The 22,161-nt window shown below is 63.1% G+C and carries 24 protein-coding genes; 7 read left to right on the forward strand and 17 right to left on the reverse strand.

Features of this window, described 5'->3' with window-relative positions; all coding sequences use genetic code 11:
• The first annotated feature begins 147 nt into the window (after positions 1 to 147).
• Complete coding sequence (locus E3T46_RS07005; protein ID WP_134577962.1) at positions 148 to 975, forward strand: SDR family NAD(P)-dependent oxidoreductase; 828 nt, start codon at positions 148 to 150, stop codon at positions 973 to 975.
• Positions 976 to 1,974: 999 nt separating this feature from the next.
• Here the strand turns inward: E3T46_RS07005 and E3T46_RS07015 are convergent.
• From E3T46_RS07015 to E3T46_RS07055, 9 genes are all read right to left on the reverse strand, one after another.
• A complete protein-coding gene (locus E3T46_RS07015; RefSeq protein WP_134577963.1) occupies positions 1,975 to 2,283 on the reverse strand; it encodes a hypothetical protein in 309 nt (102 codons plus the stop codon).
• A gap of 103 nt (positions 2,284 to 2,386) precedes the next feature.
• Positions 2,387 to 3,334: a HAMP domain-containing sensor histidine kinase gene (locus E3T46_RS07020; RefSeq protein ID WP_134577964.1), complete on the reverse strand. Its 948-nt coding sequence runs from the start codon at positions 3,332 to 3,334 to the stop codon at positions 2,387 to 2,389.
• Positions 3,334 to 4,014: a response regulator transcription factor gene (locus E3T46_RS07025; RefSeq protein ID WP_134577965.1), complete on the reverse strand. Its 681-nt coding sequence runs from the start codon at positions 4,012 to 4,014 to the stop codon at positions 3,334 to 3,336. The genes E3T46_RS07020 and E3T46_RS07025 overlap by 1 nt, the downstream gene beginning before the upstream one ends.
• A 149-nt stretch (positions 4,015 to 4,163) precedes the next feature.
• Complete coding sequence (locus tag E3T46_RS07030) at positions 4,164 to 4,817, reverse strand: VTT domain-containing protein (protein ID WP_134577966.1); 654 nt, start codon at positions 4,815 to 4,817, stop codon at positions 4,164 to 4,166.
• A 72-nt stretch (positions 4,818 to 4,889) separates the two neighbouring features.
• On the reverse strand, positions 4,890 to 5,708 hold the full coding sequence (locus E3T46_RS07035) for a hypothetical protein (protein WP_092448702.1): 819 nt from the start codon (positions 5,706 to 5,708) through the stop codon (positions 4,890 to 4,892).
• A 130-nt stretch (positions 5,709 to 5,838) separates the two neighbouring features.
• Complete coding sequence (locus E3T46_RS07040; RefSeq protein WP_134577967.1) at positions 5,839 to 6,852, reverse strand: HAMP domain-containing sensor histidine kinase; 1,014 nt, start codon at positions 6,850 to 6,852, stop codon at positions 5,839 to 5,841.
• A complete protein-coding gene (locus E3T46_RS07045) occupies positions 6,849 to 7,523 on the reverse strand; it encodes a response regulator transcription factor (RefSeq protein WP_104132541.1) in 675 nt (224 codons plus the stop codon). The genes E3T46_RS07040 and E3T46_RS07045 overlap by 4 nt, the downstream gene beginning before the upstream one ends.
• A complete protein-coding gene (locus E3T46_RS07050; RefSeq protein ID WP_206751481.1) occupies positions 7,513 to 8,136 on the reverse strand; it encodes a phosphatase PAP2 family protein in 624 nt (207 codons plus the stop codon). Before E3T46_RS07050 ends, E3T46_RS07045 begins: the two co-directional genes overlap by 11 nt.
• 334 nt (positions 8,137 to 8,470) lie before the next feature.
• Entirely contained in the window at positions 8,471 to 9,376 is a 906-nt protein-coding gene (locus tag E3T46_RS07055) for a dihydrodipicolinate synthase family protein (RefSeq protein WP_134577969.1), read from the reverse strand.
• A 66-nt stretch (positions 9,377 to 9,442) separates the two neighbouring features.
• On the opposite strand from E3T46_RS07055, the gene E3T46_RS07060 reads away from it, so the two are divergent.
• The 4 genes from E3T46_RS07060 to E3T46_RS18425 are packed head-to-tail and all read left to right on the forward strand — an operon-like array spanning position 9,443 to position 11,312.
• Positions 9,443 to 10,051 carry an XRE family transcriptional regulator gene (locus tag E3T46_RS07060; protein WP_198419127.1) on the forward strand — a complete coding sequence of 203 codons (609 nt, stop codon included), beginning with the start codon at positions 9,443 to 9,445 and terminating at the stop codon, positions 10,049 to 10,051.
• Between the two features lie 13 nt (positions 10,052 to 10,064).
• Positions 10,065 to 10,784, forward strand: a complete 720-nt coding sequence (locus E3T46_RS07065; protein ID WP_134577971.1) for a phenylalanine--tRNA ligase beta subunit-related protein — start codon at positions 10,065 to 10,067, stop codon at positions 10,782 to 10,784.
• Between the two features lie 39 nt (positions 10,785 to 10,823).
• Positions 10,824 to 10,985, forward strand: coding sequence for a hypothetical protein (locus E3T46_RS18420; protein WP_241980510.1), 162 nt, complete (start codon positions 10,824 to 10,826; stop codon positions 10,983 to 10,985).
• Positions 10,986 to 11,000: 15 nt separating this feature from the next.
• Positions 11,001 to 11,312: a PLP-dependent transferase gene (locus E3T46_RS18425; protein WP_277870933.1), complete on the forward strand. Its 312-nt coding sequence runs from the start codon at positions 11,001 to 11,003 to the stop codon at positions 11,310 to 11,312.
• Between the two features lie 147 nt (positions 11,313 to 11,459).
• Here E3T46_RS18425 and E3T46_RS07075 read toward each other — a convergent pair whose 3' ends face one another.
• From E3T46_RS07075 to E3T46_RS07095, 5 genes are all read right to left on the reverse strand, one after another.
• Positions 11,460 to 11,921 (reverse strand): SRPBCC domain-containing protein, encoded by a 462-nt coding sequence (locus E3T46_RS07075; protein ID WP_166790188.1) that lies wholly within the window; start codon positions 11,919 to 11,921, stop codon positions 11,460 to 11,462.
• A 172-nt stretch (positions 11,922 to 12,093) separates the two neighbouring features.
• Complete coding sequence (locus E3T46_RS07080; RefSeq protein ID WP_174845382.1) at positions 12,094 to 12,237, reverse strand: hypothetical protein; 144 nt, start codon at positions 12,235 to 12,237, stop codon at positions 12,094 to 12,096.
• Between the two features lie 208 nt (positions 12,238 to 12,445).
• The gene (locus E3T46_RS07085; RefSeq protein WP_134443878.1) at positions 12,446 to 13,030 is read right to left on the reverse strand and encodes a helix-turn-helix domain-containing protein; all 585 of its coding nucleotides are present in this window, start codon (positions 13,028 to 13,030) and stop codon (positions 12,446 to 12,448) included.
• 113 nt (positions 13,031 to 13,143) lie between these two features.
• Complete coding sequence (gene speB / locus E3T46_RS07090; RefSeq protein WP_134577973.1) at positions 13,144 to 14,082, reverse strand: agmatinase; 939 nt, start codon at positions 14,080 to 14,082, stop codon at positions 13,144 to 13,146.
• A gap of 70 nt (positions 14,083 to 14,152) precedes the next feature.
• A complete protein-coding gene (locus tag E3T46_RS07095; protein WP_134577974.1) occupies positions 14,153 to 14,821 on the reverse strand; it encodes a cyclase family protein in 669 nt (222 codons plus the stop codon).
• 95 nt (positions 14,822 to 14,916) lie between these two features.
• On the opposite strand from E3T46_RS07095, the gene E3T46_RS07100 reads away from it, so the two are divergent.
• Positions 14,917 to 16,491, forward strand: coding sequence for a cytosine permease (locus E3T46_RS07100; protein ID WP_134577975.1), 1,575 nt, complete (start codon positions 14,917 to 14,919; stop codon positions 16,489 to 16,491).
• Between the two features lie 2 nt (positions 16,492 to 16,493).
• Positions 16,494 to 16,898 (forward strand): nuclear transport factor 2 family protein, encoded by a 405-nt coding sequence (locus tag E3T46_RS07105; protein ID WP_134578009.1) that lies wholly within the window; start codon positions 16,494 to 16,496, stop codon positions 16,896 to 16,898.
• A gap of 472 nt (positions 16,899 to 17,370) precedes the next feature.
• On the opposite strand, the gene E3T46_RS07110 is transcribed toward E3T46_RS07105, so the two are convergent.
• The 3 genes from E3T46_RS07110 to E3T46_RS07120 form a co-directional block, all read right to left on the reverse strand.
• Positions 17,371 to 18,615: a HipA domain-containing protein gene (locus tag E3T46_RS07110; RefSeq protein WP_134577976.1), complete on the reverse strand. Its 1,245-nt coding sequence runs from the start codon at positions 18,613 to 18,615 to the stop codon at positions 17,371 to 17,373.
• Positions 18,608 to 18,877 (reverse strand): helix-turn-helix transcriptional regulator, encoded by a 270-nt coding sequence (locus E3T46_RS07115; RefSeq protein ID WP_092448714.1) that lies wholly within the window; start codon positions 18,875 to 18,877, stop codon positions 18,608 to 18,610. The genes E3T46_RS07110 and E3T46_RS07115 overlap by 8 nt, the downstream gene beginning before the upstream one ends.
• 417 nt (positions 18,878 to 19,294) lie before the next feature.
• The gene (locus E3T46_RS07120; protein WP_134577977.1) at positions 19,295 to 20,683 is read right to left on the reverse strand and encodes a hypothetical protein; all 1,389 of its coding nucleotides are present in this window, start codon (positions 20,681 to 20,683) and stop codon (positions 19,295 to 19,297) included.
• Positions 20,684 to 22,161 lie beyond the last annotated feature (1,478 nt).

The following is a 22,161-nucleotide window of genomic DNA, read 5'->3' on the forward strand; positions in this document are numbered from 1 at the left end:
CGCGCCCTAAAACTGATCCTGTGAGGCGTGGGATGCACCGCCGGGAATTCCTCCCCTGCCTCATGGTTGTCTTCTAGACGTATCGGAATCGGCGGGTGTAATGCCGCCCGACGGACCGTCGCTCAACTCAACGGAAAGAAGATCGCCATGGACCTCAACAAATTGGATCTCGCCAATCGCCGCGGAATCATCACGGGCGCAGGACAAGGCATCGGCCAGGCCATCGCCCTCGAGTTTGGTCGACGCGGTGGTCACCTCCTGCTGGTCGGCCGCCAACTGGCCACACTCACCGAAACCGCCCGCCTCGTCGCCGCCGCGGGCGGAACAACCGAAATCCTCGTCGAAGACCTGACTCAGCCTGGCGCTGTTGAACGGATCACCGACACCGTTGCACCGTGGAGCACGGTTGACCTGCTCGTCAACAATGCCGGCAATGTACGCGCGGGTCGGCTCGAGCTCACCAGCGATGCGGATGTCCATTCAATGATCGATCTGAACCTCACCGCTCCGATCCTGCTCACCAAAGCCCTCCTGCCGGCGCTTCGTCAGAGCGGTAAGGGCCGTGGAAGCATCCTCCTGAACGTTTCCAGCGGGATAGCCCTCGTCGGGATGCCGTTCTATTCGATCTACGCGGCCACGAAATCAGGCCTAGCCCAGTTCGGCGAATCGCTGCGCCGGGAATTGATCGGAACGGGCGTGCACGTTGCGACCGTCTACCCGGGGGCCACCGATACCGCCATGATGACCTCGCAGAACGCCGGCGCCGACCTCGGCTGGGACCGCCGCAGCCTGGCCGACGTCATCACCGATCTGATCGCTGCGTTGCAGGCAGGTGAGCATGAAATCAACACCGCACCCGAGGGCCGCCGAGCAATGCAGGAACTCAACCTCACCGACCCATTGGCCGTGGATGCCGCACTGGCTCCCGGCCTCGAAGCCCTCGAACTCGCGGTGCGCGACCACCGCAGCATCTAGCGGCCCAAACTACGAGACCACCACGCTAAGAACACCGCAACCTCAAGCGGATCCAATCTTGCCTCAAAGGCCGACATCCAGACCCGAAGTGGCATTCTGCGCGCTGGAACGCGGCGGGCGTGGCGTACCGGGGCTCACGCATCCTCTTATCCAATCATCCCTGGCGCGTTCACGGTCAAGTAGCGCTGCGCGTTAGCTGGCGCAGGAGGTCCGGGGCTCGGTCCTGAGCGAACTGTTCTGTGGCCCCCTAAGGTGAGCTCGTAGACGTCGGCATCCAGGTTTCCGATGCCGTGCAGCGCAGCGGAGGATTCGTGAGAAACAACCGCCAGCTCGGGTGACACGAGGCGCTCGGACGCTCTCGGCCGGGGGTCAAGGGAAAGCCGAACCAACTGCGCTGGCGTAACTCCCAGACCACGGGCCTGGGGCAGCGAACGCCAGCAGCGAGCGGATCGCTGAATTGCTGATCCGTCGTCTCGCTCTTGGTCGATACCCGCGCAGACCCAATAAGCTTCGTCATTGACGCCTCCCGATGTCTCGCAACCGTCCTTGCCTACCTGCATAGTGTTGACAACCGAGGCGAGACACGCCGCTTCTTACATTGCCTTCAGACTGCGATGCCCACAACCCGATCACCGAGAAGGATGTCGACCGTGGCGCTCGTCACTATCGCGCAACGTCGACCTGTCCCATCGCGGCGTCAGCCGCCAGCTTGTGAGACGTGGTCTCCACCGTACCGGTGGGATTTGAAAACTAGACCGTCCCTAATCAGACGGCGGACCGCGCCCAGATCAGCAGGATTATCGGGTTTTTCAATCTTTTGAACACCCGTGACACCGATGCGATTTCATTCAAGTGCTGCCAAAATGTTGCCACGCACAGCACGGGACAGTGGACGACTCTGTGGACGACTCTGTGGACGCCCGAAGCATTGGGGGAAACCCGATGCTGACGGAGGGATGGCCGAGGCGCATGTGTGCCCCGGCCATCCCTAATTAGGGGTTAGTCCTGTGTGCCGTCTTCGACGGCGACACCGTTGATGTCGTCGCTCGTGTTCTCGGTGTCGGTTTCGGTTTCGGTACCAGACTCGGTGCCGGACTCGTCGGCGGTTTCGCCGTCGTTGGTGCCGTCTTCGACCTCGTCCTGAACGTTATCCGTGTCGGCCGACTTGACGCCTCGTTCGACGTGCGAGGTGGACGATGAGGGGCTGGCGGGAGTGGACTGGGCGCCGGCGGTGAGAGCGATGCCGCCGACGAGGGCCAGAGCCAGAGCGACTGCTGCGCCACCGGCGATTTTCGTCTTCTTCTGCATGGTGTGTGCCTTTCGTGAGTGAGCTCCGCGACTGCGGGGCCATACTTCCAAGCTAGAGAGGGGCACGTGAGATGAGCGTGAGAGCCAGAGCTACTGAGTCACTTTAGGGGCGGAGGGGAAGATTCACTGTCACGGTGGTGCCGATGCCGACCTGTGAGGTGAGCGTGATGCGCCCGTCGTGCGCCTGGACGATCTGCTGCACCAGGCTGAGGCCGATGCCGTGCCCGGGCTGTGATCGCCCCCGGTCCGATCGCCAGAACCGGTCGAAGGCGTGTTTCAGGTCGTTGTTGTCCATGCCGATGCCGGTGTCCCGCACGGTGACGGTGCAGGTGCTGTCCTGGACGGCAGTTCTGACGGTGATGACGCCCGTCGGCGGGGTGAATTTCAACGCGTTGTCGATGACGTTCGCGATCGCTCGAGCGAGCAGGGCCGGGGAGCCCAGAACGGCCGCGTCCCGCCCCCGGTGAACGTCCAGCCGGGCGGCATCCACTGGCCTACTGGCGCGCGCGTCGATGTCGAGGCGGACAAGGTCATTCAGGTCGACGAGTTCGTACGTTTTCTTCAACTCGGCTCCCGCGCCGCGCGATAGCAGCAGGAGGTCATTGGTGAGCTGGGTGAGGCCGCCGACGGCGTCGAGCGCGGTCTCCATCGCACGCTCATACTCGGCCGGGGTGCGGATGCTGAGCAGGGCGAGTTCGAGTTCGCCCTGAATGACACTGAGCGGGCTGCGCATCTCGTGAGAGGCGCCATCCACGAAGCGTTGCTGCAGCTCGTAGCTTTTCTGCAACGGTGCCAGGGCAGCGCGAGCCATGAGAAAACTCGCGATCGGGATCAGCACCAACAAGACGGCGTAGAGCACGAGCAGGCCGGTGCGGAGGTTGGCGAAGCCCTGCTCGGCCGCGTTGAGGGCGCCGGCACCGTCCGATTCAGCGGCGTCGAAATCGAAGGTTCCGGTGACGAAGATGTAGATGCCAACCGCGAACGCGGCGAACAGCACCAGCTGCACAATCGTGTAGGTGACGGTGAGTCGAACCAGCGCGCGGCGAAACATCAGCTGTCCGCTTGGATCAGGTAGCCGGCGCCGCGCCGGGTCTCGATGATGTCCGTTTCGCCGGGGAGGGTGAGTTTTTGCCGCAGGTAGCGGATGTAGGTTTGCACGACGTTGCTGAATCCCTCGTAGTTGCTGTCCCATGCATGGTCGATCAGCTCGGTGGCGCTGATGATCGTGCCGGCGTTGCTCATCAAGTATTCCAGCACGGCGAATTCCTTCGCCGTCAACACAATCGTGCGACCGGCCCGGACCGCGGTGCGGGTGGCGGGGTCGAGGAATACTCCTTGCGCCTGCAGCACGGGTGCGTGCGCCCGCGGAGAACGCCGAAGGAGCGCCCGCACGCGGGCCAACAGCTCGACCAGGTGGAACGGTTTGACGATGTAGTCGTCGGCGCCGGCGTCGAGCCCTTCAACCTTGGTACGCATCGAATCCAGCGCGGTCAGCATCAGCACGGGCACGTCGCTATTGATCAAGCGGATGCGTCGGCACACGTCCATCCCTCCGCCCGGCAGTCCCGGGAGCATCAGGTCTAGTACGACCAGATCGTAGGTGTCAATTTCGAAGGCCTGGACGCCGTCGGGCGCGGTGTGGGCAACATCGACGGCGTAGCCGGATTCGGTGAGGGTACGACGGATGACGTCCGCGATGCGGACGTCATCCTCGACGACGAGCACCTTCATACGCTGCCCGGCCCGACCGATTGCGGACGTGGCGGGCAGCGGGTGATGGTCATAGCCTCGACCCTAGACCGTGGCCGATGAGACCAGGATGAGAAGCCCGAAACCTCACGGCGATCACTGCGGCATGCACTGCCGCGTTCCGCTGATCCTCACACCCGAGCATTCTGGCGGCGTGAGACGAGGGCTCGGATGACGACGGGAACCACGGAGAGCACAACGATGCCGATCAGCACGAGATCGATGTAGCGTGCGGCGAAGTCGGCGACGCCCGGGATGTGTGCCAGCCCGAAGCCCAGGAGCACCACCGCGGTCGTCCAGAGCACGGCGCCGATGATGTTGAACAGTGTGAAGACCCGCCGGCGCATTTTGCCGACGCCGGCCGCGACGGGGGCAAAGGTGCGCACGACCGGTACGAAGCGGGCGATGGTGACGGCCGCCGGGCCGAACCGATCGAAGAAGCCTTGCGTTCGGATGACGCTCTTTCGGCTGAACAGGCCGGAGTCGCGCCGGTCGAAAATGCGTCGGCCCGTCGTGCGCCCGATGAGGTAGCCGAGCTGGTCGCCCAGCACCGCCGATAGGGCGATGGCCGGGATCACGATCCAGAGCGGCTGGCTGATCACCCCGCTGAGGACGAGCACGCCGGTGAAGAACAGCAGGGTATCGCCGGGCAGGAAGAACCCGACGAGCAGGCCCGTCTCCACGAACACGATCGCGCAGACGACCACGAGACCCCAGACGCCGGCGCCGGCGATCACAGATTGCGGATCCAGAAAACCGGACGTGGGTAGTGCGGTGGCGATCATGGTGTTCATGCTGCAGGGACTTTCTCTGAGTTTTCTGAAGGCGATCCGGGCATCCGCTGCTGCGCGAGGTGTTTAGGCGGTGGCCGTGAGCTGGGCGTCTTCCGGCTGGGCGTCTGCGGTGCGGGCGCGGCGGGTGAGCACGATCACGAGGATGAGGATCACGGCCAGGAACAGCACACTCGTTCCCGTGGTCCCCAGCCCCAGGCCGCCATCAGCGACAGGCTGAGACAGCAGATCGCCGGTGGATGCGCCCAGCGGGCGGGTCAGGATGTAGGCGATCCAGAAGGCCAGCACAGCGTTCAAGTGGAAGACGAAGTACGCCACAGCGACCAGCGCGATGGCGGCGGCGAAGACGAGCAGCGCGACGAAGAAGCCCAGGTTGAGTCCTTCGGCGACGAGGTCGCCCGCCGCAGTCCCGAGGGCGAACGTGAACAACACGGCCAGCCAGTAGAACGACTCCCGCCGAGTCGTGAAGATGGAGTGGATGGACAGGGTCTTCTCCGAGATGGCCCAGACGGTGAAGGTCGCGGCCAGTGCGATGGCGAAGACGACCGTCGTCACCCACAGGGGAACGCCGAGGCTGTCGGTGAGGTTATCGGTGATCAGAGTTCCCACGACGCTGATGAGCACCACGGCCAGCCAGTAAACCGCCGGGGTATATTTCTGCAATCTGAATTGCACAATCAGCGCGGCGACCAGCAGGACCGCCATAATGATCGACGTGATCGTCAGTCCCAGGTTGAGGTCGACGTTGAGGAAGTCCGCGGCGGTCTCCCCCACTGTGGTCGCGAGTACCTTAATCACCCAGAAGATGAGGGTGACCTCTGGCACCTTGGTGAGGATGTTCCGGACGGGCGAAACGGTCGTGGAGCGGGTCGAGGTCGTGGACATGTGTTCCTCCTGGGATGGGGTCGGTAACACCAGCGAACACGGTGGTGTCTAAGACTTCTCACAGAAGAAGGCAATCATCGAAATCGTTTTTTCTTACCAGCTGAGCGGCGACCTGCTCGACGGAGCAGGATCAGGATGCGGCTGGCTTCGCGCGCGGGAGGGTGAGGCTGATCGCTGTGCCTGCGGCGCCGCTGTAGACGACGTGCACGGCTCCTCCGTAGCGCACCGCAATTTCCCGCACCAAGGACAGGCCGATACCAAACCCCGTTCGGGCGTCCCCGCCACCGTCCACAGCCGCGCCGGAGTGCGCGAACCGATCAAAGATGCGGGCGGGGTCGATGCCTTGAATGCCGGGGCCGCGATCGCGCACGGTGACCACCACCGTCTTCTTAGTCACGGCCACGCCCACCGCGACGATCGACCCGCTGGGGGCGAAGCGCACAGCGTTATCCAACAGCGCGACCGCGCATCGGGTGATGCTGGAGGCGGGCACGCGCACCGGCGCGGGCTGGGCCGCATCCATTTCAATGGTGATGTTTTTGTCGACGGCGATCAGTGCCATCGATTGCACCGCGGCTTCGACGGCAGCGACCAGGTCGACGACGACGGTGTCGTGCACGGCCGCGCCGCCGACTTCAGCAGATTCGAGCAAGTCGTTGACGATGTGGATGAGGTCCTTCGCATCGCTGCGGAGCTCCGCAACGACCGAGGACGACGGGTCATCGGCGGGGAGGGTGCGCTGCAGAATTTGCAGGCGGGCATCAAGCACCGCAAGCGGAGTTCGGAGTTCATGGCTGGCGTCAGCGACAAACGCCCGTTGGATGCGCAGCACATCACCGAGCGGTTGCACGGCCCGGCGGGTGACCAGAAAGCTCAACACACCGGCCAGAATGATCAATGACACGCCCAACACTCCCGCGGCCCGCAGCAGGTTGACTGCGCTGACCTGCAGGTTGTCGGTGTCGGGCACCGGTTCGAACAGCTCACCGGGCGAGATCTCGGACAGGATGTAAACGAAGACGGCCACGATGACCACCGCGACAACCGCAGCGCACGCGATCGCGATGCGGGTCCCGACGAGTCGGGAGGCCCGACGGATGGCGAGGGTGTCGCTGTCAACGATGCGGGTGCTGCTTCGGATCATGGCTGTCCCAGGCGGTAACCCTCACCGCGCACGGTGAGGACGATGTCGGTTTCGGTCTTGCGCCGCAGATAATGCACGTAGGTGTCCACCGTCCCGGCGGTGTCCGCGGCGCTGAACACGGTCTGCAGGATCTGCTGGCGGGAGAACGTGCGTTGTGGGGCATCCGCTAACAATTTGAGCAGTTCGTTCTCCTTCACCGTCAGCAGGATGCGCCCGTCATACGGGGAATAGATCGTTCGACTGTCGGGGTAGTACTCCCAGGCGCCCACCAGCACCGTGCGGCCCTCTCCGGTGAAGACCCGACGGATGGCCCGGAGCCGGGCGAAGAGCTCATCGAATTCGAACGGTTTGACCAGGTAATCGTTGGCGCCGATGTCCAGCCCGGCCACCTTGTCCCCCGTCGTTCCCAGCGCAGTGAGGAGCAGGATGGGAGTGGTCACCAGTTTGCGGCGGAGCGCTTCCACCACTCCGAGGCCGTCCAACGTCGGCAGGCGCCGGTCGATCACCATCACCTCGAACTCGCCGCCGAGACCGGCCGCAAGTCCCTCCGCGCCGTCGGCGACCAGGGTGACATCGTAGTTTTCCGTGAGCACGTCGCGGATCATCGGGCCGAGCTTGGCATCATCTTCGATCAACAACAGCCGGGGGCGAGCTGTGCTCTCAGCGGGCATTCCAGACTCCTCCGTGCACGGGTCCAGCGTGGAGGCCGGATCGACGTTCGCTCCAGTGTGCCAGTAGTAGCACCGAGGCGGCGTTCACCAGCGCCACGGCAGCAAGCGAGTACACGATCGACGCCACCACATCCGACGGGTAATGCACCCCCAAATAGACCCGGGACGCAGCCGTGGCGAGCACCACCACCGCGGCCGTTCCAATCACAAACGGATGCCATCGGTGACCGGCCGTGACGAGGACGACCCCGAGCAGGAAGCAGGCGGCGAAGCTGGTGTGTCCGCTCGGAAAGCTGAGACCACCCGGTTCAAGCAGCAGGATGTGCGGCAGCGACGGTATGTCAGGTCGCGCCCGCTGCACCAGGAGTTTGATCACGTCGGCGCCCAGCGTGGGAATCATCACCACCAGCACGAAGCGGATCGCCGCGCCGGGTCGCCGGGTCAACAGCAGCACCGACCCGGCTGCCAACAAGACCAGTACCACGCCCACTGCGGGGCTGAACAGCCAGTCAATGCCGAGGGCCACCGCGTCCAGAGGCGCGCTGTGGTCAGCGTTTACCTGCCGGAGAACATTCATCTCCCCGTCCGTCCACCCCGCCGACCCGGTCAGCACGAACCCAGTGGCTATGACAGTGAGAATGACTCCAGCCGCGGGAAGAGCGGTCCGAACGAAGCTGTGGAGTGGACGGGTTTCTGAGCTCATCCCCCCAGACTCACCCGTCACGTCACAGAACCGTCTAAGAATTGTGTCTGCCGGGACGGGCTCTCACTGACAATTCAGTCCCGCTCCGCAGGAGTTGGTTCCTTCAACACCTACCCGGAGCAGTTCACCGAACGACGCGGTGAACACAAGCAGTGCACCTCCCGGCAAACTGGCCTTGGAAACCGGGTGGACAGCCACATTCGCAGCGGCCTGCGGGCCGTGGAGGCTGCGGTTGTCGAATAGCTCACGCGGTCTCGGCGCCGAGCTGCAGCCTGGTCATCACAGCTTCGACGCGGGCGCGTGCCGGAGCGTTCAACCCTCGGATGGGGCGCGGCAGACAGTCCGGGGCCACCAAGCCCAGTTGTTCTGCGATCGCGGCAACCACCCGGTAGCTCCCGCCGAGCTCGGCGAAGAGGGCCCACAGCGGCTCGAGCCGCGCGGACAGTTGCTCGGCTTCGCTGCTATCGCCGTGTTGTGCAGCCCGTGTGATCGCGAGGGCGAGGGCGGGGAGTGTTCCGCCGATCACGGAGTACCAGGCGTCGCATCCGGCGTTCAACCCGGTCGCTGCCGAGGCATCACCAGAGACCCCCACGGTCACGTGTGCGGGCACCGCATCCCGGATTGCTTGCACCCGGGCGGCGGCACGGGCTGGCACTCCGGGGACTCCCGGGATCTTGATCGAGGCCACCTGCGGGAGTCGGGCGATGCTGGCGTACAGGTCGTCGGTGAAGGTGACGTGGGTGGTGCCAGGGTTGTCGTAGACGACCAACGGCACAGACAGGTTCGAGGTCACGTCCTCGAACAAGCCGAAGACGTCATCGTCCGTGAGCGGCTGGTAGCTGACCGGTGCCAGCAGCACGGCGCGTGCGCCGGCTTCCTGCGCGTCTTCCGCCAGGGCGAGGACGTGCGACGTGCGGAGCGCACCAATGCCGACGATAACTGGCACCGTCTCGGCGTGCTGGACGGCGCACAGTGCCACGCGGCGTCGCTCCTCGCGGTCCAGATACAGGTACGACCCGGTCGAGCCGAGAGCGGTGATCGAGTCGACACCCGCAGCGACCAACTTCCCGATCAGCCCCGCGTAGGCGGTCTCGTCGAATGCGTCGTTGCGGAGCGGCGTCAAGGGGAAGGCGCTCAGACCGGTGAACATGGGCACTCCATTCGGATGGCAGTAGCTGCGGCAGTCCTTCCAGCATAGTGCACTATGATGCACCGTATGGGTGTTGAACGGGATGACTTGGCGGCGGTCATCGGCGCGCGCATTCGAGCGGGCCGGCATGCCCTGAAGTGGACGCTCGATGAGGTGGCGGCGCAGTCCGGGGTCAGCCGTCGGATGATCGTCACGGTCGAAAAAGGCGAGGCCAACCCGAGCGTGGCGACCCTGCTCCTTCTCAGTGATGCGCTCGGAATCGGCCTTCCGACGCTGGTCGCAGCCCGGGACGGTGTTCCAGCGGCACTGACGCGTCGCGGCGACGGCGCCGAACTGTGGTCAAGCCCGAGCGGCGGTAGTGGAATTTTGCTTGCGGGTACCCCCTCGCCCGACGTCTTGGAACTGTGGCAGTGGACCCTTGCCCCCGGAGATACCCACGAAAGCACGCCCCATGCTGCAGGCACACGAGAGATCCTGCACGTCGGCCGAGGCGTGGTGAACCTCACCGCCGGCCCCGATGAGGTGAACCTCAGCCCCGGCGATACCTTCGCGTTCGATGGCGACCAAGCGCACGCCTACGCGAACACGTCGAATTCCACTGCGGAGTTCACACTTGCCGTCTTCGAGCCCGGCGTCGGTACGTCCAGCCCACGCCCGTCCCACCAGACCACCTGACGACAGGAACACCATGACGACCTATCACGACCTCCTCAGCGGGGCCTACGTCGACGATGAGATCTTCGCGCTTCGACCGGACTACCGCGCCTGCCTCCTCACGGTGTCTGGCCTCACCCCGGGGGAAAGCGACGACGCCAGTGACGCTCTGCTGCACGAGGCGGAGACAACAGCCCGGCACCTCCTGGCAGCAGCACCGGTCGAGGAGGTGCCGCACGTTGCGGCGTGGCGGGATGCCTACCGTGGCTTCGGTGCGAAACCGCAACGCACGAGGAACAGCCTCGAGGCGCTCCTTCGCCGGGCCGGGGACGGGCTGCCACGGGTGAACCGGCTGACAGACCTCTATAACGCGATCTCTGTCCTGCATCAGGTGCCTCTCGGCGGCGAAGACCTTGACCGTTACGTCGGCGCACCCCGCCTCATCCGTGCCGCTGGCGACGAAACTTTCGATACCACTGCCGGCGGCGCCGACGTCACCGAGCACCCCGACTCCGGTGAGGTCGTCTGGTGCGATGACGCCGGCGTCACCTGCCGACGGTGGAACTGGCGTCAAGGCCGCCGCACGCAGCTGCGCGACAGCACCACACGTGCCCTGTTCATCTTGGACGCGCTCGCCCCGATGACCGACGAGCAGCTGCACACAGCGACCGAAGACCTCGCCACCCACCTCGCCCGGCTCGGCCCCGACGTCGTCATCGAATCACGAATCCTCGCGCGCCCCACCCCCAACTGACCTCGCCACTCGCGTTCTACCTCCCGGAACAGGACTGCCATGACGCCTTCACCGGACAAGCACGACGCCTCGACCGTTGGCGACCTCACCTGGGCCGTCCCTGGTGGTAACCGCATCGACGCCGGTACGGGCGCGATCCGGAGCCCGCTGGTGATGGCGAACTCCTATTTGCTGCCCGAGGACCCGGCATCGATGAACTGATCAGCGACCGAGCAGCTGGTCTACGGGCGGAATGGTTCCGCCAACCAGGAAGCCCTTGAAATAAAGATCGCAGCGCTCGAAGGCGGGGAGGTGGCGGTAGCGTTCGCGACCGGCGTCGCGGCCCTACACGGGGTATTCTTCACCCTGCTGCGCACTGGCAATCACGTGATCGTCTCCGACGTCACCTACGAGGCCGTCTGGCGACTGTTCTCTGAGCTGCTGCCGGAACGGTACGGGATCGAAGCGTCCTTCGTCGACGTCGCCGGCCTCGACGCGGTCCGGGAAGCAATCCGGCAACGCCGCCCTGATCGACCGAATCCGCCATGACGCCTAGGTCGATGTCTGCGGGGTTACGAACCGCGCCCTGGGCAGATTTTGGGAGCTTTCACGCACATCCTCTGAGCTCCGCCAAATAGTCCTCCACCGGCCGAGCAACGTGGCCAACTCGTCGAGCGACTCCCCCGTGAGCGTGAACTACTCAGCGACACCCTCGAAGAGCATCGCGAGCTCGTCGAGTTCGACGTCCCAGCCCTCTCGGTTCTGCTCAAGACGTTCGCGACGGTAGCGGGTGCCGCCGGGGAGGGTATCGAAGCCCGATTCGATCACCGTGACATCCGTCCCGGTACCAGCATCGGCGATGGTGAAGCGCACGTGCGTCGAGTACTCGTCGAGCTGTTCGGCGGGGATGCCCGACCAACGGAAGCCGAACGAGCCGTCGGGCACGACCTCGGTGATTTCGATCGGGAAGCTGCCGTAGTCATCCCAGTCAATGCTGCCAGTAGCACCGGGCTCGAGGGCGGTGAACACCACACCGTCGCCAAACCACTTGACCATCACCTCGGGGTCGGTCAGCGCCTTCCAAACGCGCGCGCGCGAAGCCTCGATGTGCACGGTGCGGGTCACGGTGTGCCCCTTGATTCTTGCCTGATCAGACACGGTGTTTCCTTCACGTTCAAGCCGAGAACGACGGGACATTGCCCGCCGAGCGGCACGTCAATAAGTTCTGCAAACGCACCTCGTCGAGCCTACCCATGATTGCCTATCTGTTCACGGCCGGGTGAGCGCCGTGAACGCGCATGTGTGCTCGGCAATAGATAGCTGCAAGCGCCTACGGAACGGCGAGCAGCATCGCCGACACGCCCCACTTCAGCCCGCGCCCCGTGTTAATCGCGTCGATCACGATGGCGGTCGGCATGAACCGGCGCAAGAAAGAATAGGTGCGGGCGGTGGCGACCAGCATAAGTTCGAACATGGCGCGGCTTTTCAGATGCTCGGCAACAAGAACCTGAAAGACGGAGAGTCGTCAAGCCGTCGCAACGAGCGACGGCGCATAAAAGAGGCTACCTACGATTATTTTAGAATCGGATGTCGGCAGGCGAAAGTATCGCGCACACCATTTCCCAGAGGAGTCTTCCTGCACCGGATCGCGCTCAAACCGTTGTGCCGAACTGTGGGAACGGTCAGGACGAGCCGCTCCATGCGGCCGGAACGATGGTCCAGAGAAGCTCGGTCTGTCCCCCACTGCGGTTGTCCCAAGAGTGGGGTTGGCGCCCCGCGACGGTCATCGTGTCCCCCTCCGATAGCTCAACTTCGCCTCCTACCAGCCGAAGGACGAGGCTCCCGGATAACACGTGCAACACCTCGACATCGCAGTTGATCGTGTAAAGCGCGTCTCCCCCTGAGGCTCCGGGGGCGAGGGTCGAGCGGAGTACTTGCACCCGTGACTCGCCCCGTGGGGTGAGCAGCTTTTCGATCGCGCCCTTCCCACCCATGTTGATGAGTGCCGCATCGGCGAGGGCTATGACCTCGTTATCGGGCGCCTCGAAGAGCGAGCCGAGCTGAAGGGAAAGCACCTGGCACAGTGCCACGAGCGAAGACACGCTGGGCGAGGTCTCGTCTCGCTCCACTCTGCTGATGAAGCCGGTGCTGAGGTTACTTGCCTCGGCTACATCCGCGATCGTCAAGGCCTGGGCTAGCCGCGTTGCCCGGAGTTTCGCTCCGATCGCGAGCGGTGCGCCCGATGGTGCCGGGTTGAGAGCTCGCACAGTGCCTTGCCTTTCTTAACGCGTTTCGACCTGATGTGGGACTGTTTCCCAGTATCTCGCGATCTCTCACCGCTCCCCGCCATAAGCACGGCCGGCGTCGCCGCGGGCCGGGCTTAGCGCGGTGTCATGGCCGAAAGGATTTCGTAGGCGACATGGGAGGCGGCAACGGCCGTGATCTGCGCATGGTCGTAGGCGGGGGCCACTTCGACGACGTCGGCTCCGACGATCCGCACGGCGCTCAGCGCACGGATGATGGCCAGCAATTCTCTGCTCGTCAGCCCGCCCGCTTCCGGGGTGCCGGTTCCGGGAGCGTGAGCGGGGTCGAGAACGTCGATATCGACGGACACGTATACCGGGCAGTTGCCGAGGCGGGCCAGCATCCGCTTCACGACTCCGGCAACGCCCTCGGTCTCGACTTCGTGGGCGGCAATGACGGCGAAGCCCAGGCGGGCGTCATCGGTGAGGTCCTTGCGGCCGTAGAGCGGGCCACGAATACCGATATGCAGGCTGGCTTCGAGGTCGATTAAACCCTCCTCGGATGCGCGGCGAAAGGGCGTGCCGTGGGTCACAGGTGCGCCGAAGTAGGTGTCCCACGTGTCGAGGTGAGCGTCGAAGTGCAGCACCGCGACCGGACCCGTCACCTTGGTGACCGCCCGCAGCAGGGGAAGGGCGATGGTGTGGTCCCCTCCAATCGTCAGCAGTCGTGTTCCGCCAGCGCCGAGACGGGTTGCCTCTGCCTCAATCTGAGCGACTGCCTCATCGATATTGAAGGGGTTCGCCGCAATGTCTCCTGCGTCGACGACCTGCTGGGCGGAGAAGGGCTCTACATCCTGCACGGGGTTGTAGGGCCGGAGCAGCCGGGAGGCCTCGCGCACGTGGGCCGGGCCGAAGCGGGCTCCCGGGCGATAGCTGACCCCGCTGTCAAACGGCACACCCACAACGGCTATGTCTGCGTTGGGCACGTCTTCGATGCGGGGAAGTCGGGCGAAGGTGGCGATGCCGGCATAGCGGGGTGAAATGCTGGCGTCGGATGGGCCGATCGGATTGTTCATGGGAGCTTTCTTGGAGGGAATCGGTGGAAGAGTGATCTGCGAGCCGGTGGTGACCGGGAGTGCGGCCTGCCTATGGCGTAAGTTGCAGCGCGACAGCCCGCACGGGCGCTCCATCCGCCGCGTCGAAGGCGATGGGCAGCAGGGAGATGAAGGGCTCATCGAAGTCGACCGACGCAAGGTTCGTGAGGTTCTCGCAGATCACGCCGTCGACGTCTGCAATGAGGTGATGCACGGGAAAGCCCTCACCGTGATGGGTGGAGTCCGGTGTCTCATCGATGTTGATCGCGTCGATCCCGAAGGTGCGAATGCCCAGGGCAATGAGTTTGGCGCAGGCATCGGCGTCGAGGAATGGATTGTCGAAGTAGGTCGGTGAGCCGCAGTGCGCGCTCCATCCCGTGTGGAGAAGCACGATAGCTCCCGGCAGAAGTTGCGCCTCGACGGGCTTGAAGTACGACCACGTGATGCGACCGCGCGCGCCCGCGGCACGGGCGTCGACGAGTACACCTGTGCCGACGAACCGGTCCAGCGGCAACTCATCGAGTTTCTTGGCCGCATCATCAAAGTGGTACGGAGCGTCAACGTGGGTGCCCGTTTGTGACCCCATGAACACCGAGAGAAGGTTAAAGCCGTCGCGCTCGATCGTGCTATGCGGGTCAAACCGTGGCACAGGATCTCCCGGATAGACCTGGGTGTCTGCGTTCACCAGGAGGGAGAGATCCACGACCTTGTTTGTCTTCATAGTCAAAAACTATTGCACAGGAGACAACATCCCGCTAGTGTCAATCAAAACCTGCCGCCTCCGCCGGCCCCCCTCCACGAGTCAAAGGCAAACCCATGAGTGACAACAATGGCGTTCATCACACCGCGCCCGCCGTCGAGCTAAACGCGCGGCCGAAAATCACCGAGGTTGAAACCCTCGGCGTCGACACCATTCCCGACGCCGACCGCACCTCGACCTGGCTCGACCTCCTCCGCATCCAGTTCGGCGGCGCGAACACGTTTGCCACCGTGCTGCTCGGTACCTTCCCGATCGTCCTTGGCCTTTCCTTCTGGCAAGCCGCCCTCGCAACGATCTGCGGAGTGCTCGTCGGCACGTTCTTCCTGATGCCGATGGGACTATTCGGCCCGAAAACAGGCACCAACAACGCGGTGTCATCCGCTGCATTCTTCGGCGTGCGCGGGCGAGTGGTCGGCTCGTTCCTCTCCCTTCTCACTGCAATCGCCTTCTACTCCATCTCGGTGTGGGTCAGTGGCGACGCACTCGTGGGTGCGCTCACCCGGCTTGGAGGCATACCGGACTCAATCGGACTTCGCACCCTGGTCTACGGAGTGATCGGAGTGATCGTCATCGTCGTGGTGGTGTTCGGTTATCAGTTCATGCTGCTGGTGAACAAGACCGCGGTCATCGCCAACACGATCCTCATCCTGCTGGCTATCGTCGCGTTCAACGGTGTGTTTGACAGCTCCTACAATCCCGGACCCGCGGCCTTTGCGCTCGGCTCCTTCTGGCCGACATTCGTCGCCGCCGCGCTCATCGTGGCCTCCAACCCCATCTCGTTCGGGGCGTTCCTCGGAGATTGGTCCCGCTACATCCCCCGCACCACCCCGCCTCGCAAGATCCTCGGCGCAACACTGATCGGCCAGTCCCTCACCCTCATTCCCTTCCTCTTCGGTGTGGCGACCGCAACGATCGTCGCTGGCGAGAGCGACTACGTCGTCGCCCTCATCCAGGCATCGCCCATCTGGTACGCGGTACTCCTCATGGGAGTGGCCTTCATCGGCGGACTGTCGACGGGCACGACCTCCCTCTACGGCACGGGCCTCGACTTCTCTTCGGTCTTTCCTCGGTTCACCCGCGCCCAGGCCACCATCGGTATCGGCATCGTCGCCTTCCTCTTCATCCTGACCGGCCGCATCTTCTTCGACCTGCTCGGCGCCGTGAACGCTTTCGTCGGCGCCATCATCGTCACGACCACCCCGTGGATGGTCATCATGGCCATTGGCTACATCGTGCGCCGAGGCAGCTTTCGCCCGCGCGATCTCCAGGTTTTCAACCGCGGTGAAATCGGCGGCGCTTACTGGTTCAACAACGGAGTCAACTGGCGCGGAATGGTCGCCTGGATCGGAGCCGCTGCCCTCGGACTGCTCTTTGCGAACTACCCGCCCATCATCGTTGGACCCTTCATCAATCTGGGCGGCGGCGTCGATCTCAGCCTCGCGATCGCCGTGATCTCGGCGGCCGTTCTCTATCTTGGAGCGCTTTGGATCTTTCCCGAGCCCCGATTCGTGTTTGGTGATCAAGGCGCACGCGGCGTACCAACCAGAGAATCGACTATCCCTGCCATCGAAACCGACCATTCGTCCACCGCTGCCAAGGTCGCAGCACGCCGAGTCGGATCCGCAACGTGAGCATGTCCGAAGCAGTGACAGCGGATGCGTTGGCCGCAGCCGACCAGATCATCGCGGACTTCGGTCATCACCACCGCGACGCCTATTTCGCCCGGTTCAGCCCGCAGGCAACCTTCATGTTCCACAACGTCGGGCGGCGCCTGGAGTCGCGGGAAGAGTATGAGCAGCTCTGGCTGGAATGGGAATCAGACGGATTCACGGTCATCTCATGCACGTCTACGAACCGCCGCATTCAGCTGGTTGGCTCCGTCGCCGTGTTCACCCACGATGTCGAGACAGTCTCCGAAGTTGCGGGCGAACGGTCGACAAGTCAGGAATCTGAGACCATCGTGCTTTCACTCACAGGCGGAACCTGGCTCGGTATCCACGAGCACCTGTCCATGCGCACCAACAACGCCGCCGAATAACTCCCCCGACGGCGATCGCAGTCGCTCTTAGTAACTCTAAGATGACTCGAGCGACTTCTGCGCTAACGCTAACAATAGGCAGCTTTCCGGGATAAACGTTGAATAAACGTTGACAGCATCGGGTGTCATGCATCTGTGCGGGCTGGAAATTCCTGATCACGGGAATTCCAATCCCGGTATTGAGACTTGAACCCAGAACTAATGGAAATACTCCGAATGTGACACGTTCGCCAGTAAAGAGAAGACCTGATCAGGTGTCGTTTTGACGAGGCTCCCGGGACTTGAACCCGGGACCGACGGTTTGCGCCAGGACTACTCGGTCGGATACTCGGGCCGGATTCAGACCTCGACTTTTCTCGATCTGACCTGGAGCTTCTTGCGTGAGACGTTTTCACCATTATCTCAATACCACGGTGCGTTTCGGTGGGTCTCGGGGCGATAATCGGTGAATAAACATGCGTGCGTCAAGTCCTCACGCGTCGACGTTGCTACCCGTGGGGCGTCCGCTGAGGAGATTCTTGGTGAACTGCGCAATGTCGTCTTGGAGCCCGGCGTAAGACTGTTCAACCGGAGTTTCTGAACGGGCAAAGGATTCCACGGTCTCAAGCACCGACGTGATAATTAGCCGGGGAGCGCGCACCTTCCACGCCTCGCCTTCGGCGACGAGGTCATCGAGTGTGATGGCGGCATGGCTGTATTTTCGATTGATGGCCAGAGCCATTTTTCCGTCGCTGTCGAGGTGTGTTTGCGGAACGACATCGTAGGCCGGGGTGATCCTCGTGCCGCCGTCCGGGAGGTGGAGCATGCTGATGTTCTTGGCGTGCATATCAAGGTTACCCACGGCCTGCGAGACGGTCAGGAGCCGGAGGAGCTGCTCGACGGAGGCTCGGTCGCCGTCGCGAACGAGGACATCCGCTATGCGCTTGAGGGAGACCTTGCCGCCGTACTCTTGATACTTCTCGTTCTTTGATGCGCCGAGAGCTTGGTTCATGTCTTCCTGGTGAATGCGTCCCTGTGCTGCGTGCGGTGATCGGTCATAGCGCTCGATGACCAAGCCGGGGACTCCGCCGAAGTCTTCGATCCAGGTGTGGAGCGTGGTGAGGCCGGCCGCTTTGGCCGCTCGGAAGCCGTATTCTTCGTCGAAGGTGATGGTCGGGTAGCGCACGGACGGTGGCTTGATGATGTGGGTCGACGGGTACCCCTCGAGGACTTGAAACCAGTGGTCATCCTGTCGTGCGAGCACGATCTTGTCTTGGACGCCGGCCAAGGACGTGCGCCCAGACTGCGGCCGGTTTCCGAGAGGAGCGGTTTGAGTATTGGTGAGCATCCGACCCACTTCGACCCTGTCAACCTGCGCGACGGCCGGCGTGCGCGGCTCCCCCGGCCCCTCTGGATCGTAAATCTGAATAGCGCCGGCGACGTCGCGGCCGAACCTTGCCAACAGCGCAATGGTGTCGTCGGTGGAGACTCTGATTTCAGCGGCGAGGGTATCCAGAGCGGTGGCCTCAGGTAAGAGTTCGGCGAAGGAGTTGCGTCTTCGCGCTGCCCGGCTGCGGTTGCGGACCAGGTCGAACGGCACTGATGCCGAGAGGATCGTGCTGCCGAGCCCAAAGGTCTCGATGGCATTCTTCGCCGTGACGAAATCAAATGTGTGACGGTCCGCACCGACCAGATGCCCGACCAGCTCGCCGTATAGCTCGACGCGCAAGTCACCCACGGGGCTCATCCACAACGTCGTCTTGGGGCCCGTCGGTGCCTGGATCGACCTCCATATACATGCGAATACCGGTCTCCCGCATGATCGCAAAGATGCGCTCGAGCACGATGGTGTTCTTTCCGGATTCCAAACCCCAGATGTACTTCTGGTCGGTCTCCAACCTGTCCGCGAGATCACGCTGCGTCAAGCCGCGCACGAGACGGCCCTGCTGCAGCATTCGACCGAGACCCTCAGGACCCTTCACTTCTCCACGTGCAGCCATGACATTCTCCTCGCGAAGGTCTTATTCCCTTCAGATTAGCTGATGGCAATATCGCCGTCAAGCGGGGCGAAGGCTTTATTACCGTCGCAGGGACGAATACTGAACTGGCCCCACTTGCGGAGCGCGCGACCAGGCGGTTGGTGACTGCATGATCTCTGAAAATTTGCGAGGAAGTGGCCTTCCGACCGGATGAGTGGGGATGCATCGTCGTCGGCATGATGGCGTGACGTACCGCGGCTCGGGCAACCACCTATCCAATCAGCGAGGTCACGTCTCGCCGGCTGGTGTCGTCAGACGTCAGATGTATTCCGTCGGCAGCGAGCACAATCCAGGCCCGCAAGCGGGACCTCCGACGTCGCACTTTCAGGCAAATTACTGAGCCGCGGTTGGCTTGCTCGATATCACAGCGGAATCATTTCAACTCGCCCGCGGCGACACCGGGACGGCGGATGCGTTCGGGTCGAGATTCGGATCCCAGGGCCGGGGCATCCCGATCGGGTTTGGAAACGGAAAAACCGTTTGGCACACTCTCGCGATGGGCGCGAGCGTGCGGGCGATACGTGCGATCTCAGCGTCGTTCAATTCGCGCCACGGACCGACCGCCAGCTGGTTGGTCATGTTCTCGGCGCGCTCCACTGCCACCCTGCCGTTCTCGCTGATCTCGCCCTGGCCGGTCAGCAGGCCACGAGTTATGAGCTCTTCGACTTCGACAGCCCACTCTTCCTCTGTCCAGCCACGCGCCTTCCGCACACTCGTCGCGTCGATATCCACCGCGCTGCGCAACACGATAGTACTGATGCCCGCGATCCCGCCCTCCACCAGTGCCATAACATGACCGTCCCCGCGATGCTCGCGAAGCGTGGCCGCGGCCTGCCAGAGCCGGCGATACGGATCCGCCTCGACCGTCAGCGCGCTGTTCGCCGCCGCGAGAGGTCGACCAATGGTGTCGACACGAGCCGCTATCTCGGCGAGTACGTCAGCCGCTTCGGCGACAGATCGTTCGTCGGGCACGAGATTTCGCAACGTCGTTGCTGCACCCCGCGACCGCGCGTCGAGGACCCGGTCTACGGTCACCGTCGACCACACAGCCGGCAGCACCCGCTCGACCAAGAACGGAGCGAACCCACTGAAAATCGCCACCACCGGAGCAGCCGTCACCGCCCCGAGCGGGGCGGCACGACCGGCGAAGTATCCGTCCCAGTAACGAGTGAGTCCGATATCCGCGAACGCCTCCCTCGCCTCCGGGGAGAAATACGTCACCGCGTGGATCGGCTCAAACAACGTCCACAGTGCCCGAACGTGATGCTCCAGCTCGCTCATTCGTCTCCCTTGTCGCCGCATCTTCCCGAGTCTATTGCGCGCGGCACCACCGACCTCGAAACGTCGCCCACCGCTGGCCCGTCGCGGACGTAGCCGTCCAGGACAGGCTGGAAAGGCGCGTGCGTGCAAACCGTTGATTTTCATTCGAATCGAAGACGAAACAGGCCCGACAGATTCCGCAGCGTATATCGCACTACCGCCATCGAGCAGACGCTTTACAATCTCGTCGCCGACCGCGCCACCGCGGACCGGGCATCCCGTTTTACCAAAGGCCACATCGTCGTCGCCGAAGGCTAAGCGCACATCTTCCAGGTCGAACGCGATGGTGAAGCCATCCAACGCGAAGAGTTCGTCGCCAACGAGGTCGGCCACGACCTCGCGCGCACCAATTATCAGGTCGACCGAGCCCATCGCGCGCTTCCGGGCAGCGAACAGGATGCTGCGTCGACGCAGACTGCAATCGTGTACGAGACGGAAGCGGCTCACGCCGGGGTGGTGAAACAGCGATGGCAGACTGAAACCTCCTCAGCGCCCACGACGCCGAGGCCGAATGGATCGAGGTCATGCCAGATGACTCGAACCGGGTCGTGCACCTTCTCTATGGGAACCCCAGAAGGACGGAAATTTTTGGAATCAGCAATGGATAGACAATGGGTGAGTCAGGTCTTGCCCTTTCGGTACAGACAAGAAACCTTGATCAGATTAGATTTACAGTCGAGCGGCCGGGACTTGAACCCGGGACCGACGGTTTGCGCCCTGCTCCTTATTAAGTCTTCAAGGCACGCGCCAAAACCTCGAGTATTCTCGACCTGACGAGGAGTTCTTCGGTCTAGAGGCCTCCGTTCTCTCGAAATAGCTGGACTGGCTTCGGCCTGTTTCGAGGCAATAAACGTTGAATAAATGTGCGTGCGTCAAATCTCACCGCGAACGGCCATCGCGACCCGGCGCCTTTCCGAGATCAAGCACGGCCGAAATTCTAAAAGACCGCCCGAATGTCGTCAAGAGTGCACGTTGACTCTTAAGAAAACCTCCGCGTAACTATATTCATTGCTGACGATTTTCAATCGCGTTAACAGCTTGCACCGCATCGGCGCGAATGGCACAGGGATGCCCGACTTCGAGAAAGCCTGGGTCGCAGCCCACGACACTCCTGGCTGCGCCTGCACGTTCCTGTGTGAATATACATTCTTCACGCCGTTGGTCATCGGCGAGTAGCCGCTGGACTGGCCAGCGGAATCGAAACGCGACACGCTGCTGGGTCGACGCGCTTCTGCACTCAGTATCAGCAGAAGGGCTGACACCAGTGCCTCCGCCCCGGAGTTCTCATGGGCCGCATCATCCACAACACGGTCTGGGTGGAGACGGGTACTTAGAACATGAGGGACCACAGCGCGGTGGCCAGCGCGTGATTGATGACGGATAGCGTCAGTGGCTCCCGGCCAAACCACGATTGGCGTTCTCTCGCACGATCGGTGGTGCTGAAATGCACCAATGGGTGGTGCTGAAATGCTCAACCCACCCCTGAATAATTACGTCGGTAAGTTCCACCCCTAATGTACGTGAGCGCCATCGACAGCTCGCGCCGCTGGTGTGGCTGAGCACCACCCGAAAAGCCCCTTCCACCCTGTGATGGCCTGCACCGGCGTCGCATCGCCCGCGACCACCGCATCCGAACACACTACGTCCGCATGCCTGACCTCGAGGATGCCTGGGACGCCGCCCAAGACAGCCCCGGCGGGGCCGAATACTATCGCCACAAAAGAAGACTCTCCGGAGCAGCTCAGTTGGGCGCCTGCTACCTTCCCTTCCGCTGTTGCGCGGTATAGACCATAAGCAGAGGCTCCCCCACCTCTCTCAGGACTTCCCCCGTCTGATAATCAACTTGAGGTAGCTCAGGAGAAAGATTGCACGTTGTTGTGTAACCCGCCCTCTCCTCTCGAGCCGCCTTGAAATAGACCCAGCCG

Origin of the sequence: Cryobacterium sp. Hh11, from assembly GCF_004404045.1 — a bacterium.
GTDB classification, from domain to species: domain Bacteria; phylum Actinomycetota; class Actinomycetes; order Actinomycetales; family Microbacteriaceae; genus Cryobacterium; species Cryobacterium levicorallinum.

Coding starts and splice junctions, on each gene's coding strand:
- E3T46_RS07060 (WP_198419127.1), top strand. CDS start 9,443: ATGGGTGTTGAACGGGATGACTTGGCGGCGGTCATCGGCGCGCGCATT.
- E3T46_RS07055 (WP_134577969.1), bottom strand. CDS start 9,376: ATGTTCACCGGTCTGAGCGCCTTCCCCTTGACGCCGCTCCGCAACGAC.
- E3T46_RS07025 (WP_134577965.1), bottom strand. CDS start 4,014: ATGAAGGTGCTCGTCGTCGAGGATGACGTCCGCATCGCGGACGTCATC.
- E3T46_RS07005 (WP_134577962.1), top strand. CDS start 148: ATGGACCTCAACAAATTGGATCTCGCCAATCGCCGCGGAATCATCACG.
- E3T46_RS07115 (WP_092448714.1), bottom strand. CDS start 18,877: ATGGCTGCACGTGGAGAAGTGAAGGGTCCTGAGGGTCTCGGTCGAATG.
- E3T46_RS07035 (WP_092448702.1), bottom strand. CDS start 5,708: ATGTCCACGACCTCGACCCGCTCCACGACCGTTTCGCCCGTCCGGAAC.
- E3T46_RS07015 (WP_134577963.1), bottom strand. CDS start 2,283: ATGCAGAAGAAGACGAAAATCGCCGGTGGCGCAGCAGTCGCTCTGGCT.
- speB (WP_134577973.1), bottom strand. CDS start 14,082: ATGAACAATCCGATCGGCCCATCCGACGCCAGCATTTCACCCCGCTAT.
- E3T46_RS07020 (WP_134577964.1), bottom strand. CDS start 3,334: ATGTTTCGCCGCGCGCTGGTTCGACTCACCGTCACCTACACGATTGTG.
- E3T46_RS07095 (WP_134577974.1), bottom strand. CDS start 14,821: ATGAAGACAAACAAGGTCGTGGATCTCTCCCTCCTGGTGAACGCAGAC.
- E3T46_RS07105 (WP_134578009.1), top strand. CDS start 16,494: ATGTCCGAAGCAGTGACAGCGGATGCGTTGGCCGCAGCCGACCAGATC.
- E3T46_RS07030 (WP_134577966.1), bottom strand. CDS start 4,817: ATGATCGCCACCGCACTACCCACGTCCGGTTTTCTGGATCCGCAATCT.
- E3T46_RS07045 (WP_104132541.1), bottom strand. CDS start 7,523: ATGCCCGCTGAGAGCACAGCTCGCCCCCGGCTGTTGTTGATCGAAGAT.
- E3T46_RS07040 (WP_134577967.1), bottom strand. CDS start 6,852: ATGATCCGAAGCAGCACCCGCATCGTTGACAGCGACACCCTCGCCATC.
- E3T46_RS18420 (WP_241980510.1), top strand. CDS start 10,824: ATGACGCCTTCACCGGACAAGCACGACGCCTCGACCGTTGGCGACCTC.
- E3T46_RS07100 (WP_134577975.1), top strand. CDS start 14,917: ATGAGTGACAACAATGGCGTTCATCACACCGCGCCCGCCGTCGAGCTA.
- E3T46_RS07065 (WP_134577971.1), top strand. CDS start 10,065: ATGACGACCTATCACGACCTCCTCAGCGGGGCCTACGTCGACGATGAG.
- E3T46_RS07080 (WP_174845382.1), bottom strand. CDS start 12,237: ATGTTCGAACTTATGCTGGTCGCCACCGCCCGCACCTATTCTTTCTTG.